This window comes from Mycolicibacterium canariasense, assembly GCF_002101555.1.
GTDB lineage: Bacteria > Actinomycetota > Actinomycetes > Mycobacteriales > Mycobacteriaceae > Mycobacterium > Mycobacterium canariasense.
In genome coordinates this window covers 85367-102439 of sequence record NZ_LQOL01000045.1, presented here as the reverse complement: position 1 = coordinate 102439, position 17073 = coordinate 85367, and the positions used below count along the sequence as shown (strand labels likewise).

Below are 17073 nucleotides of genomic sequence, written 5' to 3'. Positions count from 1 at the left end.
CGCTGCGTCAGTGCAGGGGAAAGTCCTGGCCATGCTGGTGGATCGGCCGTGGGCCGAAGTAGCGCCGCTGCGACTCTTCGATGCCGACATCGTTGATGCTGGCCTCGCGGCGGCGCATGAGTCCGTTCTCGTCGAACTCCCACAGCTCGTTGCCGTAGCTGCGCCACCACCGCCCCGAGGCGTCCCGGCATTCGTACTGGAAGCGCACCGCGATCCGGTTGTCGTGAAAATCCCACAGGCTCTTGCGCAGCGCGTAGTCCAGTTCACGCTCCCACTTGGCGGTGAGGAAGGCGACGATCTCGTCACGGCCGGTGAGGAACTGGTCACGATTGCGCCACACGCTGTCCGCGGTGTACGCCAGGCTGACGCGATGCGGGTCGTGGGTGTTCCAAACATCTTCGGCGGCCTGAACCTTCTGTGTGGCGCTCGCCAGATCGAAGGGTGGCGTAGGTGGGCGCGACTCGCTCATCGTTGTCTCCTCGTGATCGTCGCTAGACAGGATCACATCGTGGCGCGATCCGAAAAATAGGCAGAACCGGATGGCTGCGATCGGCAGATCCGAACAATGACGCCGCTGGACTACCCCCGCAGGATATCGGTGACGGATGCGGTTTTGACGAGGGAACCTGCGACTGCGGCCAGATCGTCGTCCGCCGTCACCAACGCGTCGGCTTGCAGTTGGGTCAGTGCGATGTAGTGGGCTTGATGTATGTCGGGCCAGTTCAATTCGGTGGCCAGGCGCCACGCGTGATCTTCCAGTGATCGATCGCCGAGAAACCGGATCCCGAGGCGACGGACACCGTCGAGTACCCGCCGGCCGTCCGTTTCGTCGATCTGCCCGCGGCGCACGGAGTCGTACACGAGGGCCAGCACCTGCGAGCGCAGCAGCGTGGGAGCGGTCAGGCTGCGCTCGGGCGGAATGGTGACTCCGTCCGCGGCAAGGGCGATCGCCACCGGTGCATCGATGACGAACGTGTTCATCCGCGTCGACTCGGGTTCACCGACGTCTTGCCGGCCGACCCCCAGCCGGACTCGCACGTGATCGCCGTCGTCGATGCCTTCCGGACGGCGGAGCGCGATCTTCAGCGGCACCAGATGCCCGCCGTCCTTCGGGATCAGCGATGTGGTCACCTCGGTCTCTCCGATGCGCACGTGCGCCGGCACCACGCCCCAGCCGTACGTCAGCTCGCCGTGATGGGCGCGCAAGAAGTCGTCGACGCGGGCTGGTGTGGCGACGAAGAAGTACGGTGCGGGGCCGCGCCACTGGAAGACCTCGGCCTCGAACTCCCACTCCACGGGTCCACCTTAAGGAAAGTGTGGTGCGCGCGGGAAACGTTTGGATGCGTTCGCTCGCTCAGAAAGCTCCCGGCTCGAGTTTCATGATGTCGGTGTTGACCGACTCGATCACCGAACGCACCGAGGTCAGCAACGGCAGCATGTTCTCGGCGAAGAACTTCGCCACCGCGACCTTGCCGGTGTAGAACGGCCGGTCCCGTTCGGCGGAGCCCTCGTCGAGCGCTTGCAGTGCTTTGTCCGCCGACACCAGCAACCGCCAGCCGATCAGTAGGTCCCCGACCGCCATCAGGAAGCGCACCGAGCTCAGGCCCACCTTGTACAGCTGCTCGGGCTTGTCCTGGGCCGCCATCAGGTAGCCGGTCAGTGCGGCGGCCATGGCCTGCACATCGGCCAATGCCGCTGCCAGACAACCGATCTGGGCCGCCAACCGAACGTCGGCGGCGTCGATCGTGGCCGAGATCTGGTTGGCGACGTGCGCCAGGGCCGACCCCTGGTCCTTGATGATCTTGCGGAAGAAGAAGTCCAGGGACTGGATGGCCGTCGTGCCCTCGTAGAGGGCGTCGATGCGGGCGTCCCGGACGTACTGCTCGATGGGGTAGTCCTGCAGAAATCCGGAGCCGCCGAGCGTTTGCAGGGACTCGGAGAGCATCTCGTAGGCCCGTTCGGAGCCCACCCCTTTGACGATGGGTAGCAGCAGGTCCTCGACGCGGTGCGCCATGACGGGGTCGGCACCCGAAACCAGCTGCGCCACATCGGGATCCTGATATGCGGCCGTGTAAAGGTACAGCGAGCGCAGCCCCTCGGCGTAGGCCTTCTGCGTCATCAGGCTGCGCCGGACGTCGGGGTGCTCGATGATGGCGACCCGCGGGGCGGTCTTGTCGGCCATCTGGGTGAGGTCGGGCCCCTGGATTCGCTCCTTGGCGTAGGCCAGCGCGTTGAGATATCCGGTCGACAGGGTTCCGGCGGCCTTCACCCCGACCGTCATGCGGGCGTTCTCGATCACCTTGAACATCTGGGCGATACCGTTGTGCACATCGCCGACCAGGTAACCGACCGCCGGGGTGCCGTGCACGCCGAAGCTGACCTCACAGGTGGGTGAGGACTTGATGCCCATCTTGTGTTCCACGCCTGTGACGAATACACCGTTGCGCTCGCCCAGCTCGAGGCTGTCGGAGTCGAACAGGTAATTGGGCACGAAGAACAGGCTCAGGCCCTTGGTGCCGGGTCCGGCGCCTTCGGGACGGGCCAAGACGAGATGGAAGACGTTCTCGGCGGTGTCGCCGACGTCGCCGCCGGAGATGAACCGTTTGACGCCTTCGATATGCCAGGTGCCGTCGTCTTGCGCGATCGCCTTGGTCCGGCCGGCCCCCACATCGGATCCGGCGTCGGCCTCGGTCAGCACCATCGTGGCCGACCAGCCCTTGTCCATCGCCGTGCGCGCCCAATGCCGTTGCTCGTCGGTTCCGACCTCGGCGAGCGTGTGCGCCATCGCCGGGCCCAGGCCGTAGAAGAACATGGCGGAGGGGTTGGCGCAGATGACCATCTCCTGGATCGCCCAGACCAGCGCCGCCGGTGCCGGCGTGCCCCCGGCCCGCTCGTCGAGCCCGACCCGCCACCATTGGGCGTCCTTCACGATCTGCACCGTCTTGGCCAGCGGGTCGGGAACGGTGATCCGGTGTTCGTCGGGCAGGAACACCGGGGGATTGCGATCGCCGTCGACGAAGGAATCGGCGATGACTTCTTCGGCCAGGCGTGCGACCTCGTCGAGCATGGCGCGGACGGTGTCGACATCGAGATCGCCGTACCCGCCGCCGGCGAGGACGTCGGCGATTGGCAGTAACTCGAACAGATTGAAGGTCACGTCGCGAACATTGGCGATGTAGTGGCTCACCCGCGACACGATCCGCCGCGTCCCAGAGGGTACGCAACCGTAGGTCGCCGAACCTACGGTTACGGAACCGGAGGATTCCAGGTCGTTTCGGTTGTGATTTTGGTCATGGCTACCGGTGGCATCGGGGCCGTCGGTAGCCATGGGCGCTGAGTTTTGGCTGCCGCCGCGGTCTGATCGTCATGGGCAAGCTCATCTATGGGTTCAACGTATCGGTGGACGGGTACATCGCCGACGCGCAGGGCAATATCGACTGGTCCGAGCCGAGCGACGAACTTCACCAGTACTGGAACGACTTCGCGCGGGAGACGGCACTGTCGTTCTACGGCAGGCGGCTCTACGACCTGATGTCGGCCTACTGGCCGACGGCCGAGCAGGCCCCGGACGCCACCCCGTTGATCGTCGACTTCGCCCGCATCTGGTGCGCGATGCCCAAAGTCGTGTTCTCGCGCTCCCTGGAGAGCGGTGCGGTGGGTCCCCGCGTCGCTCAGTCCCGCAGGGCGTCCTCGATGCGTTGCACCTTCGCCGTCAGTTGTCCGCGGTAGCCCGGTCGGATATCCGCCTTGAGCACCAGACTGACTCTCGGGGAAGCGGCCGCGACGGCCTCCACGGCCTGTTTGACCACCGCCATGACCTCATCCCACTCACCTTCGATGTTGGTGAACATCGCATTGGTCTCATTGGGCAGGCCCGAGGCTCGAACCACTCTGACCGCTTCGGCGACGGCCGCGCCGACGCTGCCATCCTGGTCTGCGCCCGATGGGCTGACGCTGAAAGCCACCAGCATGGCGTCTACTGCTTGCTGAAGGCGGTCGGACGTACCACCAGGATCACCCGGTCGGCCTTGTCTGCGGGTGGCTCGGTGAGCGGTCCGTCATACCGATCGTTGAGTTGCAGATAGAACGCCCCGGTGGGGTCGGGGACGATCTCCTCCACGACGCCGCGGACCTCCAAGAAGCGGTATGGGTTGTCGGGATCGATGACCGACATCGCCACCGCCGGGTTGGCGGTCACGTTGCGGTATTTCTGCCGCTTGGTGGTGTGCGTGAAGCGCAGCAACTCGCCGTCCCACAGGAACCACATCGCATTGACCTGGGGGGTGCCATCGGGACGCACGGTGGCGAGGTGGCCGTACAACGGGCGAACGAGCAGCGCTTCATAACCCTCGGGAACGGTGGCCATGCTGATCCTCTCGATGCGGTCGGTGATGTCTGCACGCAGTTCTACCGCGCTTCCGCCCTATCGCGCACTCGGCCGCCCACGGTATCGCGGACCCGCGTCGATCCGCTCAGGTATCCGACCGGGGAAACTCGCCACGTATCGTGCGCTGCTGAACGCGTAATCGCAAGGGCCTGAACGTTTTGGCTGAATCGTTCAATCCGAGATCGGGTGTAATGTTCGCGGTCGTTGGGGGTTGACACCGCCGAACTGAGTGCCGTCGAACAGACGGCCCTGCTCACCGTGTACGCCAGGGCGCTCGACAGTCGTTGGCAGCAGCCAATCCTGGGTGACACGCTCGCCGACGACGTGGTGGGCAAAATCGACTACGACTTCGCGGGCCTCGGGGTGCAGACGAGCGTGGTCTGCCAGGCTGCGCTGCGCGCGAAGATGCTCGACGACCGGATACGCGATTTCGTCGTACGCCACCCGGACGCCGTCGTGGTGGATCTCGGGGCGGGCCTCGACAGCGGTTTCTACCGGGTCAGTCCACCGACGTCGGTGGACTGGTACAACGTGGACCTGCCAGGGATCTTGGCCGTCCGCGAGGAAGTTCTACCGGTCGACCCACGGGTGCGCTCGGTGCCCGTTTCCTTGGCCGACAAACGTTGGGCCGACAGCATCCCGGGTGACCGGCCGACCATGCTGGTCGCCGACGGGCTCTTCGCGTTCTTGCCCGAACACACGATCGTCGAGGTCTTCCGCTGCATCACCGAGCACTTCCAGGCCGGTGAACTCGCCTTCAACGACTACGGTGGGATCGGTGTGGTCAGCCGCGTCGCGATCAAGCTGGCCCCGCAGAAGATGTTCAAGGATGTCGGAACCCAGTGGGGCTATGCGGGTTTCAAAGATGCGCGTCATCCACAGACCTGGAACCCGCGGATCACGTTGGTCGAGGAGGCCAGCCTGGCGCACCGGCCGGAGGTCGACCTCTTTCCCGGCTGGATACGCGTCGCGACGAAGCTGATGGGGCGGACCAGAACCGGAGCGCGCAAGGCCCGGATCCTCCGCTACGCGTTCTGACCGGGCTCCACGTTCACAGGCGTTGGTGGCGCCGTTCACCGATACCGGTACGAACACCGACATACCGTTGTCGCGCCCGTGTCGGATCCTGATGTCATGAACAAGAACACGAACACCGACATACCGTTGTCGCGCCCGTGTCGGATCCTGATGTCATGAACAAGAACACGAACACGGTTGAGACGGACCCGGCTGTCGCGGATGCGACGCTGGCGGTGTGGTTGGAGATGTGGAACGCGGATCCTGAGATCGCGCGTCGGATATGCAGCGATGATTTCCGGATTCATTTCCTGATCTCCGAGTCGGATGGGTCCAACCCGGGCGACGACGTGCTGGGTGCGGACAGCTTCGCTCGGTTCCTGCATCGGTATCGCGGGCAGCATCCGGATGTGGTGTTCACCGAGGTCTCGCGGGCCGTGGACGGCGCGCACGGGCGGATGCTGTGGAACATGCAGGCCGGGGCCGTCAGTGCGGGCGGGATCGACGTCTTCGACTTCACCGAGGATGGACTGATCCGCGAGGTGTGGTCGGTGAACGGGACACGCACGCACCCGGCTTGAGACCGGGGGAGACTCATAGTTCATGAGGAGAGCCGAGCGGTTGTACGCGCTGGTCGATCTGCTGCGGGGAGCACGCCGGCCGTTGTCGGCCGCTCGGCTGTCGGAGGAGTTCGACGTGTCCAAGCGCACGGTCGAGCGTGACATCCAGTCCCTGCAGCTCGCGGGGGTCCCGATCTATGCCGACCACGGGGTGTCAGGCGGGTATTCGATCCTGCGGGAACACTCCCTGCCGCCGCTGAATCTCACGGTGCCGGAGTCGCTCGCGGTGCTCGCGGGTCTCGGATTGCTGGAGAACTCGCCGTATGGGGCGGCAGCGCGTCGGGCACGGGCCAAGGTCCTGGCGATCAGCCGGGAAGATCATCTCGCACAGGTCGGTCAGGCGTTGGCGTCGATGTTCGTCATCGACGCGCCGTCGCCCTCCGCGGCGGCGATCTCACTGATTCCCGAGGCAATCGCCGCGCGCCGGGTCGTACGGTTGGACTACACCTCCGATGACGGTGAGACGCACACCAGCCGTGACGTCGAGCCGATGGGTCTGCTGCGCGGAGGTGATTCGTGGATGTTCGTGGGATGGTGTCGGCTGCGGGAAGGCATCCGGGGTTTTCACCTGGATCGCATCCGCAGTCTGGAGATCGCGGGCGAGGTTTTTCCTGAGCGAGATCCTGCGGTGCTGGAGGAGGATCTGTCGCGATGGCGCACTCGGCGGCTCGGGTGACGAGGTAGACCTCAAGGAGACGGCGGGTCCAGATGAAGGACCAAGGAAGCGCTGAGCATGGCCACCGTGGCCGTGGCCGCCATTCGGGGTCTGCTGCTACAAGAGGTCCTGACTCCAGGAAGCCACCCGCGGGACGGGGTCGACGTGATTCTGCGTGTGAGTCACGGCGGGTGCGCTCAGCCGGGGAGTCTCACGGGACAGTCGACTTCCCTGCCGTCGGCCGCGATGACGTCGGCCGAACGTAGGTAGCCGCGGCGGCGCGCGTAATCGTCGAGCAGGCCACGTAAAGCGCGGCGGCCGCGGTGGATTCGCGACATCACCGTGCCCAACGGCATCCCGGTCACCTGGGCAATGGCCTTGTAGGGCAAGCCCTCCACGTCGGCGAGGTAGACGACGGTGCGCTGTGCCTCGTCGATATGGCGCAGCGCAGCCGTGATCTGATCGTGCGGCAGATGCTCGAGCGCGGCAACCTCGGCCGACGCGCAGGCCGCCGAGCCGCACGGCCAATCGTGTGCCAGTTGATCATCGGTGATGCGGCCGGTCAGGCTTTCCGGTGGACGACAGAGGCGGGCACGGTGGGTGCTGATCCACGTGTTGGTCTGGATGCGGTAGAGCCAGGCGCGGATGTTGCTGTCGGGACGCAACCGCGCGAAGCCGGCATAGGCCCGCAGCAACGTTTCCTGTGTCAAGTCCTCGGCGTCGGCATCATTGCGTGTCAGCTGGCGTGCCTTTCGCAGCAAGGCATAGGCGTAGGGCATCACCTCCCGTGCGAAGCACTCCGATGTGCCTGCTGTGCAGGTGCTCTCGGTCGTATCGGAGGTCGCGGCTGTGATCGGGTTCGTGGGCATCTCATTCCTTGCTCAGCGGCGGGATCGAGACGCGGTCGACGCGGATCGATCGTTCGGACACGGGCGCCGGGGACGCGTGCTCACCGTCGGCGCACCACATGAGTGTCTCAAACATGGGATGAATTCGGTGGGGTCTGTCGTGTGGTCTTGCTTACCTTCATGCCACCATATGGACGCGGATTACGCTGTGCAGCATTGCCTTTGACGAGATTCGGCTATCGGGCCGCAGAGAGCTCGATATTCCCGCACTGCGGTGACGATGACCGAACGATCATCGGTGGTGATGGGACTGCACACCTGCGTCGGCGGGTGCCCTGCCGACCTGTGGGCGCCGGCTGGGAGCCAAGGGCGGTATGGTGCGCGCGGCTTCGCGCTGAATCACCATCTGCAACAGGGCTTGGAGGGAAGCGCGCTCGCCGTCATCGTGCAGAACGGCCATCCATGTGTGCAGGTCGTCGATCATTACGGCGGGCAGTCCTAAGCGGTGCTTGATCACGGCACGCAGCGACAGCGTGATGGCGGAACGGAAGTGTCGACACCCCAGGGCAACATAGATGGCGTGCCGGTCCATGTCAGGCAACACCGGCGGCAGCAGGTCGGCCAGACGCCAAGCCAGCTCATCGGCGGTCACGGTGTTGCCTCCGGTCGGGTTGTCGGGTACCGAGATCGAGCGGTGCCGGTCACGATGAAAGCGCATATGTGCCCCTGGGTCATCGGTGTCGCCCGAGGCCCTCCAGGGCCCGGCGTTGTCGTTGGCGTTATCGAACGCGACTATCCCCGGTCTTGCCGGGTGCGTTCGCGCAAGAGATACTTCTGCGTCTTGCCGGTGGATGTTTTCGGTAGGTCACCGAAAATGACGTGCTTGGGGGCTTTGAAACGCGCGATGGCGGACCGCACGTGATCGATGATGTCATCGGCCGTCGCCTCACAGCCGGGCTTGAGTGCGACGTGGGCGGCCGGCACCTCACCCCACTGAGCATCTGGTACGGCGATGACCGCAACGTCGAGGACGGCGGGGTGTTCCATGATCGCTTGCTCGACCTCTACCGAGGCGATGTTCTCTCCACCCGAGATGATCACGTCCTTGCTGCGATCGCGTAGTTCAATGTAACCGTCGGGATGGCGCACCCCCAGGTCGCCGGTTCTGAACCAGCCGTCTGGTGCCGCCGATTCGGTGGCTTCCGGGTCGTGCAAATACCCGAGCATCACGTTGTTTCCGCGCAGCGCGATCTCGCCGGTGCTGATGCCGTCCGGCGGCACGTCGGCGCCGTCGTCGTCGAGAACGCGAATCTCGCAGGAAATCATGTTCGCGACGCCCTGCCGGGCTTTCATTTTTGCGCGCGCGTCGAGACCGAGCTCATCCCACTCGGGGCGCCAGTCGCAGATGGCGGCAGGTCCATAGGTCTCCGTCAACCCGTAGAGATGGGTGACGTCGAATCCGAGTGCTGTCATGCGGCGTAGGATCGCCGGCGAGGGCGGTGCGCCGCCGGTGGCGACCCGGACCGGTGTGCCATCGATGCTGTCCGCCTCGTCCGCGTATGCCAGCATGGACAGCACCGTTGGAGCGCCGTTGAGGTGAGTGACACCCCGCTGGCGGATCAATCGCCAGACGTCGGAGGGGTCGACCTTGCGCAAGCACACATGGGTGCCGGCCGCGGCTGTCACGGCCCACGGGAAGCACCATCCGTTGCAGTGAAACATCGGGAGTGTCCAGAGATAGACGGAGGACGGGGACAGCCCGGTGTGACCGACCATGGCCAACGCTTGCAGATACGCGCCGCGATGAGAGTACATGACGCCCTTGGGTTTTCCCGTAGTACCCGATGTGTAGTTGACTGACAGCAGCTCCAGTTCGTTTGTCGGCGTGCGCCGTACCGGCGGGGCCGCCGCCAGCATCTGCTCGTAGTCGCCGTGCCGATCATCGTCGGCCCGCACCATGATCGGTGAGTTGCTCATCTGAGCCCGCACGCGGTCGACGACCTCGGCATGACCCGGGTCGTAGATGAGTACGGACGCCTCCGAATGGCTGAGCATGTAGGCGATCTCGATCGCCGAGAGCCGGGTGTTCAGTGCGATGAGCGGCGAACCGGACCACGGAACGCCGAAATGGGACTCCAGCAGAACATGTGAGTTGGGAGCCAACACGGCGACGGGCTTGCCCGATGACAACTGTGCCAGGGCGCCGGCGAGCTGAGCGGACCGAAGGTGGAGCTGTTCGTAGGTCCACCCGTTGTCGCCGTCGACCACGGCCAATCGGTCTCCATGACAGCTGGCCGCCCGATCGAGGTATGCGGTGGGTGTCAACGGTTCGTAGCTCATCGACGGAGGTTGCGCTGATTGCCTTCGGGTGTTCATCGCGGCGTCGCTCCTCGGGATCGATGATGTTGGCACCGACCGGCGCAGTACCGGCTGGGGTGCGACCGAGTGAACACGGTCCTACTCCGTCAGGCAACGGACATCGGCAGCATCGCGCAATCTGCCAATTTTCCCGATTGCCGGGCGTCCGTCCGTGCGCAGATCGATCAGCGGTCGTCGAGGTCGTCGAGCAGCGGGGTGATCCGGTAATCGACCAGCTTGCGCATCACCAGCGACGTGGTTGTCTGCTCCACACCGTCGATGTCCAGGATCTGCCCTGCTATCCGGTAGAGATCATCGGCTTCCCGCGCCACCACATGGACCATCAAGTCGGTGACGCCCGCCAACCCGTGCACTTCGATCACCTCGGGAACCTGCTCAAGGGACGCGGCGATCCGGGCCAGCTTGCGCTGTGTCACCCGGGTCAGGATGAAAGCGGTGAGCGGGTATCCGAGCGCGGCCGGATCGACGCGGCGTTCGAGCGATCGCAATACGCCCTGGCTTTCCAGCTTGCTGAGCCGGGCTTGGACGGTATTGCGGGACAGTCCGGTGGCGTCGGCGAGCGCGATCACGGTTGCCCGCGGATCGTCGTTGAGTGCCCTGATGATCCTGGCGTCGATCGCGTCGACACGCGTTTTGTTTGTCACAATGCCCATCCCGACGACACGCGAGTGCCGGTTGGTGGGCAGATTGCACATCGCAGGCGGCGGTTATTGCGCATACAAGGTGTAGATGGTCCACTCAAGATGACTTTTTGCACGAGCGAACCGTACCTCGGCAGACGATTCGTCACCACGATGTCGGGTCCCTTATCCAGGGGTTCCGGCACGAGCAGGTTCGCAGACTCACGACCTGAGTCCAGTGCAGCGACGCCGTTTCCACCCCTCGCTCACCGACAAGGATGCTCGATGCCCGGCCACGTCGCAGTGCACAACACCGCCCACCATGTCGACACGACCCCGACGCCGCTTCACGAGATCGAACAGCGGGTCCTCTGGTTGTCGACCGCGATCATTCACCACGCCAACAGGGTTCGACCCAACACCAGCGGCATGAAGGTCGGTGGGCACCAGGCGTCCAGCGCTTCCATGGTGTCGATCATGACGTCGCTGTGGTTCGAACAGTTGCAGCCCGGAGACCGGGTCTCGGTCAAACCGCACGCCTCGCCGGTTCTGCACGCGATCAACTACCTCATCGGTGAACTCGACGCATCCTATCTGCCCAGGCTGCGTGAATTCGGCGGTTTGCAGTCCTACCCCAGCCGCACCAAGGACCCCGATCCGGTCGATTACTCGACCGGATCGGTGGGAATCGGTGCCACCGCGCCGATCTGGGGTGCGATCGCGCGCCGATACGTCGACACACAGATCGGTACCGTCGGCAAGGGCAGGCAATACTCGCTGGTCGGCGACGCGGAGCTGGACGAAGGTGCGGTGTGGGAGGCGATCCTGGACCCGTCGGTGGCCGACTTGGGCGAGATCGTCTGGATCATCGACCTCAACAGGCAGTCGCTGGACCGAGTGGTGCCCAATATCGCCGCCGGACGCTTGGAAGCCATGTTCACCGCGGCGGGCTGGCAGGTCATCACCGTCAAGTTCGGCGCCCTGCTGGAATCGCTGTTCGCCCGCCCGGGCGGTGCCGCGCTTCGCAACAGGATTCTCGATATGCCCAATCCGGAGTATCAGCGTCTGCTGCGTTGCAGCGCAGACGAACTCCGCCAGCGACTACCGGGATCGGGTTCCGAGGCACCGGCCATCACCGCCCTGGTGGCGGAGTTGGAGGATGCCGACTTGCTCCAAGCGATCCGCAATCTCGGTGGTCACGATCTTTCCGCGCTGCGTGCGGCGTACGGGCAGATCGACGACACGCGTCCCACGGCGATCATCGCCTACACCATCAAGGGCCGAGGGCTGCCGACTCAGGGGCATCCGCAGAACCATTCGTCGTTGCTCACCACCGAGCAGTACGAACAGCTGGCCGCCGAACTCGGCGTGAACGTCGACCAGCCCTGGCCGCGATTCGATCCCGACAGCCCGGCGGGGCGACTCTGCGCGCAGACGGCACTGCGGCTCAAACGCGAGCCGGTGGAGATGATGACCCCTCCGCCGATACCCGGTGACTTCGGGCGCACCCCTTCGGGTACCGCGACCACGCAAGCCGCGTTGGGGCGTGCTCTGCTCGATTTGAGCCGGCAGGCGCCGGAGGCTGCCAAGCGCGTGGTGACCGTCAGCCCGGACGTGAGCTCGACGACGAACCTCGCCGGTTGGCTGAACAAGGTCGGCGTCTGGTCGCCGAGTGAGCGGCGCAACTGGTTCGACGATGATCCCGAAACCATCATGCACTGGCGCGAACGGCCGAGCGGTCAGCACATGGAACTTGGTATCGCCGAGACCAATCTGGTGGGGCTGATGGGGGAGCTCGGCGCCACCTGGAGCCGGTGGGGACAACCGCTGCTTCCCATCGGCGTGCTGTACGACCCGTTCGTCGAGCGCGCGTTGGAACCGTGGTCGTACGGCATCTATGCCGGCGGGCAGTCGATTCTGGTTGGCACCCCGTCGGGCGTGACGTTGGCCGCAGAAGGCGGCGCCCACCAGTCCATCAAGACGCCATCCATCGGCCTGGAACAGCCGGGCTGCGTCAGCTATGAGCCGGCTTTCGCCATCGACGTCGAATGGACGCTGCTGTCGTGCATCGGCCGTCTCGGCAGGCCCGACGGCACGTCGGCTTACATCCGATTGTCCACGCGACCGGTGGACCAGTCGCTGGCTGCGGTCCCGCAGGACGCAGCAGGACGGGAGCGGCGCCGCCGCCATGTGCTGGCCGGAGGCTACGTGCTGCGCCGCGCCGCACACCCGGCGCTGACTTTGGTCGGAATGGGAGCCCTGATGACCGAGACCCTGGCCGCGGCCGACCGCCTCGCCCAGCAGGGTGTCGATGCCGACGTTGTCTGTGTCACCAGCCCGGGTCTGCTGTTCGAGGCGTTGCAAGCCAGACAGGGATGCGGCGACGGACCGACGTGGATTCTGGATCAGCTCTTCCCTGCCGGTCGGGCGGCACCGATGCTGACCGTCCTCGACGGCCACCCGCACACCCTGGCCTTTCTGCCCGCGGTCAATGGTGTCCGGGGAATTCAGCTGGGCGTCAGCAGATTTGGTCAGGTCGGCTCGTTGGAGGACGTGTACCGGTATCACGGCATCGACACCGACAGCATCGTCGGTGCCGCGCTCGATCTCGTGGGGACGGTGTGACATGACCCCTGCCGAAAATGAGATCTCGGTGATCCTGCCCGGCCTTGGTGAAGGCGTCACCGAGGCGACCATCACCAGATGGCTCAAGACGGTCGGCGATACCGTCGAACTCGACGAACCGTTGCTCGAGGTCGCCACCGACAAGGTCGACACCGAGATTCCGGCTCCCGCGGCCGGCACCGTGGTGCAGATCGTCGAACCCGAGGATGCCCTCGTGGCGGTGGGCGCCGTCGTTGCGACGCTCGGCATCGCGGCTCCGACGCGCACGGCTACGCCGGTGTCGGCGCCGCCGGCGGACCCCATCCCGCAACCGATACCCGCGGACGCGGAAGAACCGCCGCCGGCCGCTCGGCTGGACGGCGGTGCCAGCGCCGACCGAGTAGAGAAGCTGCCACGTATTCGCCGGACGATTGCGCGCCGGATGGTCGAATCACTGCACACTGCAGCACAACTGACCACAGTCGTCGAAGCCGACCTCACGTCGGTGGCGATTCGGCGCGCGGAGATGAAACAGCAGTTTCACGAGCGAACCGGTTCCCGGCTGTCCTATTTGCCTTTCATAGCCGTGGCGGCAGTCGATGCGCTGGCCGAGCACCCCATCATCAACGCCACGGTGGACTCCGAATGTTCTGAGGTGACCTACCACGGCTCGGTGCATCTGGGAATGGCGGTGGACAGCACGAAGGGCCTCATGGTGCCGGTCATCCGTGACGCGCAGCACCAGGGTGTCGTCGAGATGGCGACGGCCATCGCATCGGCGGCCGCGGCCGTGCGCGACGGCTCGATAGCGCCGGACGATCTGAGCGGTGGCACCTTCACCATCACCAATACGGGGAGTCGAGGGGCATTGTTCGACACCCCGATCATCAACCAGCCCCAGTCCGCAATCCTGGGCGTGGGCGCTGTGACCGAACGGCTTGTGCCCGAACATGACACCGATGGCGCCTTGCTCATCCGCATCCGGCCCATGGCGTACCTGTCACTGACCTACGACCATCGACTGATCGACGGCGCAGACGCGGCGCGTTACCTGACCTCTGTCCGGGCACGATTGGAGTCGTGGTCGAGGGGCATATCGGGGGACGAACCAGTCCCAGCGGGTGGCGGCGCGCGCTCTCCTCGATGAGCCCGTATCAGCCTGGCGGGCGGGATGTTTCGGTCAAGGCGTGATAGGCGGCGGTGGACATGGTGGCGATGATCGTCTCGTGGTCGAGTCCCTTGTGTAGCGTCGCTGCTGCGTTGAGCATCGAGAAGACGGTCTGGGTCAGTAGCCGCACCGCAGGGTCCGACAAATCGGTGCGCAGGACCGACACGACCGAAATCCATTCTTCGGCATAGAGATTCATGGCACGACGGATTCGTCGTCGATCCGCCTCGGGAAGTGCGTACTCGTTCTTGAGGAAGATCAGTGGGGTCGGAGGCCCTTCCACGACACTGCGGATGTGGAAATCCACCATCGCCGTCAGCGCGGCGTGCGGATCGTCCTGTTCCTCGGCAACCTTGCGGGCGAACTCGTGCAGCGATCCGATGGGATTTTCCACGACGGCGATCAGCAGAGCCTGCTTGTTCTGGAAGTGACGATAGAGGCCTGGTGCCGAGATACCTGCCTTCGCGCATACCATCCCGACGGTGACCGAGTCATAGGGATGCTCCAGGAAAAGCTCGGCTGCGACCTTCAACAGGAGCTCTCGCCGAGAACCTCTGGCGGATGGTCGGTCTTCAGTCATGCTCGTCACGATATCCCGCTCGCCCGCGCCGCTCGATGGTGCGCGGGTCGGCACCACCCGAACGGGCGTAATCGAAGTACCCAGTTATCGAATATTAACATCAATGCGCGATGGTATCCGTTGACACCGACCAAGCGGCGCGATTATGTTAATCGATATTCACTTCGTGGCGGTGCTGACGGTTGTCGAACAGTCGACTGCCGACCATCGACGGAGCGCCTCGACCTGCGCTGACCAAAGCCGTCTGTCAATACCTCGCTGAGAAGCCGATCTGAAGGGTGAGAATTCCGCTATGACACCGTCGGGTACCGGTAGAAGTGGTGGTGGCCCGGTGCTTTCGGCCCTGGCGGACTTCGAGGCCGTCGATCGGACCTTTCCGCAGATGCTCTGCGACCGGGAACGTTTCGAGCCGGACACCGTCGCCTTCCAGAGCTGGGCCGCTGGCACGATGCGGCCGACCACCTGGCGAGCCTATCTCGACGAAGTCCGCGCGATTGCGCTCGGTCTGCACGGGTTGGGTGTGGTTGCCGGTGACCGCGTGGCGATCCTGGCCGGGCCCCGCCCCGAATGGGTGATCGCCGCGCTGGCCGTCCTGAGCGTCGGAGGCATCCCGGTCGGTGTCCACCAGACCAGTTCGGGCCCAGAGGTTCGGCACGTCCTGAAAAACAGCGGGGCCACCGCGATTTTCGTCGAAACCGCGGACGATGCGGACAACGTGGCGGTGCTGAGCGCCGACCTCGAGCAACTCCGGATCGCCGTCGGGCTGGCAACGAGCCCGACGGTCGCAGCCGACGGTGTCGACGTGCGCACCTGGCAGCAGCTGCGCACCGACGGCCGCCGGTTGGCTGCCGCAGACCCGACGCTCTTCGAGAGGCTGGTCGAGGCCGGTGATGTCGATCAACCGGCGGGGCTGTTCTACACCTCGGGGTCTACGGGTGCACCCAAAGGGGTCACGCACACCCACCGGACCATTCAGTACTCCGTGCTCGGGTTCGCCATGTCTTATCCCGAGCTCGGGCGCACTCGTCACGATCTCGTCGGCTTTCTCGGGTTGTCACACGTCGCGCCGGCGCTCATCGCGGTGTATACGCCGATCATGACCCGACTGGTCATCACCCACTGCAGCATCGAGGAACGGCTCACGGCACTCATCGGCGTACGGCCCACCGCGGTGCTGTGGCCCCCGCGCATGCACGAGAAGTTGGCCGCCGAGGCGCTGCAGGCACTGTCCACGTCGGGAAAGGCGTTCCGATGGAGTTACCGCCTGGCGATGTCGGTGGCCCGGCCGGTCAGTGCACGGCGCTGGCAGCAACGCCCGCTGCCCTGGTATCTCCGGACCGCCGACGCAGTGGCCCGCAGAACGGTGTTCGCCCCGCTGTTGGCCAAGGTGGGCATGGATCGCATGCAGGTGACCTGGACGGCATCGGGAAGCATGACCCCCGATGTCGCCGCGCTGTGGCACATGTGGGGCCTCGATCTCCGAGAGCTGTTCGGCACCACCGAAACCTGCGGATCGGTGGTGGCGCAATGGGACCGGTCCTTTCCTGCGCCCGGCACCATCGGAAAGTGCCTGCCGGATCCGCGGTGGGAGTTGCGGGTTTCCGGAGAGGGTGAGCTTCAGCTACGCAGTCCGTCGCTGTTCGTCGGCTATTGGGACAACCCCGAGGCGTCTGCGGCGGCCATGTCGGACGGTTGGTACCGCACCGGAGATCTGGTGCAGCTCGCAGCCGACGGTGAAGTGACGATCATCGGCCGGCTGAAGGATGTCCTGAAGACCAGCGGCGGCAAGATGGTGAATCCGCAACCGATCGAACTGCGTCTCAAGGCCAGTCCGTTCATCGACGAGGCAATCGTCGTGGGCGACGGGCGAAAGTACCTCTGCGTGTTGTTGGGGTTGAGCCACGCGGCGACGAGTCTGACGGCACGGGACCGTGACGACGCGCTGGGCGCGTGGCTGAGCGAGGTGAACGCCGAGTTGTCACGCCCCCATCAGCTCAAGAAATACCGGGTCCTTCCACGCGCGCTGTCGGCGGCGGCCGGCGAACTCACGGCCAAGGGCACCATCCGGCGGGCCGCCGTCCTGGCCGCGTTCGCCGATCTCGTCGACGATATGTATGACGCCGACGACCTCGACGCGATCGCGCGCGAGGCGCGCTACACGGGGCCGAACCGGAAGCGGTAGGTTATCGGTGGGA

Annotated in this window: 16 protein-coding genes and 1 pseudogene; 7 read left to right on the top strand and 10 right to left on the bottom strand. The window is 65.1% G+C overall.

Annotation, left to right across the window (positions count from 1 at the left end):
• Window positions 1-7: 7 nt before the first annotated feature.
• The 3 genes from AWB94_RS11620 to AWB94_RS11610 all read right to left on the bottom strand — a co-directional run bounded on the left by AWB94_RS11620 (window position 8) and on the right by AWB94_RS11610 (window position 3187).
• Window positions 8-469 (bottom strand): nuclear transport factor 2 family protein, encoded by a 462-nt coding sequence (locus AWB94_RS11620; protein WP_062659074.1) that lies wholly within the window; start codon window positions 467-469, stop codon window positions 8-10.
• Between the two features lie 110 nt (window positions 470-579).
• Window positions 580-1296 carry a type II toxin-antitoxin system VapC family toxin gene (locus AWB94_RS11615; RefSeq protein WP_062659075.1) on the bottom strand — a complete coding sequence of 239 codons (717 nt, stop codon included), beginning with the start codon at window positions 1294-1296 and terminating at the stop codon, window positions 580-582.
• 58 nt (window positions 1297-1354) lie between these two features.
• Window positions 1355-3187, bottom strand: coding sequence for an acyl-CoA dehydrogenase (locus AWB94_RS11610; RefSeq protein ID WP_062659163.1), 1833 nt, complete (start codon window positions 3185-3187; stop codon window positions 1355-1357).
• A 179-nt stretch (window positions 3188-3366) separates the two neighbouring features.
• Here AWB94_RS11610 and AWB94_RS11605 point away from each other — a divergent pair.
• Window positions 3367-3648, top strand: a pseudogene (locus AWB94_RS11605) (dihydrofolate reductase family protein); the annotation flags it as partial.
• Between the two features lie 23 nt (window positions 3649-3671).
• Here AWB94_RS11605 and AWB94_RS11600 read toward each other — a convergent pair.
• Together AWB94_RS11600 and AWB94_RS11595 are read right to left on the bottom strand one after the other, a co-directional pair.
• Window positions 3672-3971, bottom strand: a complete 300-nt coding sequence (locus AWB94_RS11600) for a thiamine-binding protein (RefSeq protein ID WP_062659076.1) — start codon at window positions 3969-3971, stop codon at window positions 3672-3674.
• Window positions 3972-3976: 5 nt separating this feature from the next.
• Window positions 3977-4366, bottom strand: coding sequence for a PPOX class F420-dependent oxidoreductase (locus tag AWB94_RS11595; RefSeq protein ID WP_062659077.1), 390 nt, complete (start codon window positions 4364-4366; stop codon window positions 3977-3979).
• Between the two features lie 225 nt (window positions 4367-4591).
• Here AWB94_RS11595 and AWB94_RS11590 point away from each other — a divergent pair, with 225 nt between their 5' ends.
• The 3 genes from AWB94_RS11590 to AWB94_RS11580 all read left to right on the top strand — a co-directional run bounded on the left by AWB94_RS11590 (window position 4592) and on the right by AWB94_RS11580 (window position 6700).
• Entirely contained in the window at window positions 4592-5425 is an 834-nt protein-coding gene (locus tag AWB94_RS11590) for a class I SAM-dependent methyltransferase (protein ID WP_062659078.1), read from the top strand.
• 155 nt (window positions 5426-5580) lie between these two features.
• Window positions 5581-5985, top strand: a complete 405-nt coding sequence (locus tag AWB94_RS11585) for a nuclear transport factor 2 family protein (RefSeq protein WP_062659079.1) — start codon at window positions 5581-5583, stop codon at window positions 5983-5985.
• A gap of 22 nt (window positions 5986-6007) precedes the next feature.
• Entirely contained in the window at window positions 6008-6700 is a 693-nt protein-coding gene (locus AWB94_RS11580; protein ID WP_062659080.1) for a helix-turn-helix transcriptional regulator, read from the top strand.
• Between the two features lie 176 nt (window positions 6701-6876).
• Here the strand turns inward: AWB94_RS11580 and AWB94_RS11570 are convergent, their stop codons facing one another.
• The 4 genes from AWB94_RS11570 to AWB94_RS11555 all read right to left on the bottom strand — a co-directional run bounded on the left by AWB94_RS11570 (window position 6877) and on the right by AWB94_RS11555 (window position 10559).
• On the bottom strand, window positions 6877-7458 hold the full coding sequence (locus tag AWB94_RS11570; RefSeq protein ID WP_064961375.1) for a sigma-70 family RNA polymerase sigma factor: 582 nt from the start codon (window positions 7456-7458) through the stop codon (window positions 6877-6879).
• A gap of 361 nt (window positions 7459-7819) precedes the next feature.
• Window positions 7820-8179, bottom strand: a complete 360-nt coding sequence (locus tag AWB94_RS11565) for a hypothetical protein (protein ID WP_131805392.1) — start codon at window positions 8177-8179, stop codon at window positions 7820-7822.
• A gap of 140 nt (window positions 8180-8319) precedes the next feature.
• Window positions 8320-9867: an acyl--CoA ligase family protein gene (locus tag AWB94_RS11560; RefSeq protein WP_062659082.1), complete on the bottom strand. Its 1548-nt coding sequence runs from the start codon at window positions 9865-9867 to the stop codon at window positions 8320-8322.
• A 203-nt stretch (window positions 9868-10070) separates the two neighbouring features.
• Entirely contained in the window at window positions 10071-10559 is a 489-nt protein-coding gene (locus AWB94_RS11555; RefSeq protein ID WP_062659165.1) for an Lrp/AsnC family transcriptional regulator, read from the bottom strand.
• A 252-nt stretch (window positions 10560-10811) separates the two neighbouring features.
• On the opposite strand from AWB94_RS11555, the gene AWB94_RS11550 reads away from it, so the two are divergent.
• Complete coding sequence (locus tag AWB94_RS11550; protein WP_062659083.1) at window positions 10812-13151, top strand: thiamine pyrophosphate-binding protein; 2340 nt, start codon at window positions 10812-10814, stop codon at window positions 13149-13151.
• 1 nt (window position 13152) lies between these two features.
• Window positions 13153-14277, top strand: coding sequence for a 2-oxo acid dehydrogenase subunit E2 (locus tag AWB94_RS11545; RefSeq protein WP_062659084.1), 1125 nt, complete (start codon window positions 13153-13155; stop codon window positions 14275-14277).
• Between the two features lie 7 nt (window positions 14278-14284).
• On the opposite strand, the gene AWB94_RS11540 is transcribed toward AWB94_RS11545, so the two are convergent.
• Window positions 14285-14878: a TetR/AcrR family transcriptional regulator gene (locus AWB94_RS11540; RefSeq protein WP_062659166.1), complete on the bottom strand. Its 594-nt coding sequence runs from the start codon at window positions 14876-14878 to the stop codon at window positions 14285-14287.
• 292 nt (window positions 14879-15170) lie between these two features.
• Here AWB94_RS11540 and AWB94_RS11535 point away from each other — a divergent pair, with 292 nt between their 5' ends.
• Window positions 15171-17060 (top strand): AMP-dependent synthetase/ligase, encoded by a 1890-nt coding sequence (locus AWB94_RS11535; protein WP_062659085.1) that lies wholly within the window; start codon window positions 15171-15173, stop codon window positions 17058-17060.
• The last annotated feature ends 13 nt before the right edge of the window (window positions 17061-17073 follow it).

What these genes read in the sequence shown, in the direction of transcription:
- AWB94_RS11555 (WP_062659165.1), bottom strand. Translation starts at nt 10,559, where the DNA reads ATGGGCATTGTGACAAACAAAACGCGTGTCGACGCGATCGACGCCAGG.
- AWB94_RS11560 (WP_062659082.1), bottom strand. Translation starts at nt 9,867, where the DNA reads ATGAGCTACGAACCGTTGACACCCACCGCATACCTCGATCGGGCGGCC.
- AWB94_RS11620 (WP_062659074.1), bottom strand. Translation starts at nt 469, where the DNA reads ATGAGCGAGTCGCGCCCACCTACGCCACCCTTCGATCTGGCGAGCGCC.
- AWB94_RS11540 (WP_062659166.1), bottom strand. Translation starts at nt 14,878, where the DNA reads ATGACTGAAGACCGACCATCCGCCAGAGGTTCTCGGCGAGAGCTCCTG.
- AWB94_RS11535 (WP_062659085.1), top strand. Translation starts at nt 15,171, where the DNA reads ATGACACCGTCGGGTACCGGTAGAAGTGGTGGTGGCCCGGTGCTTTCG.
- AWB94_RS11545 (WP_062659084.1), top strand. Translation starts at nt 13,153, where the DNA reads ATGACCCCTGCCGAAAATGAGATCTCGGTGATCCTGCCCGGCCTTGGT.
- AWB94_RS11595 (WP_062659077.1), bottom strand. Translation starts at nt 4,366, where the DNA reads ATGGCCACCGTTCCCGAGGGTTATGAAGCGCTGCTCGTTCGCCCGTTG.
- AWB94_RS11600 (WP_062659076.1), bottom strand. Translation starts at nt 3,971, where the DNA reads ATGCTGGTGGCTTTCAGCGTCAGCCCATCGGGCGCAGACCAGGATGGC.
- AWB94_RS11585 (WP_062659079.1), top strand. Translation starts at nt 5,581, where the DNA reads ATGAACAAGAACACGAACACGGTTGAGACGGACCCGGCTGTCGCGGAT.
- AWB94_RS11570 (WP_064961375.1), bottom strand. Translation starts at nt 7,458, where the DNA reads ATGCCCTACGCCTATGCCTTGCTGCGAAAGGCACGCCAGCTGACACGC.
- AWB94_RS11580 (WP_062659080.1), top strand. Translation starts at nt 6,008, where the DNA reads ATGAGGAGAGCCGAGCGGTTGTACGCGCTGGTCGATCTGCTGCGGGGA.
- AWB94_RS11550 (WP_062659083.1), top strand. Translation starts at nt 10,812, where the DNA reads ATGCCCGGCCACGTCGCAGTGCACAACACCGCCCACCATGTCGACACG.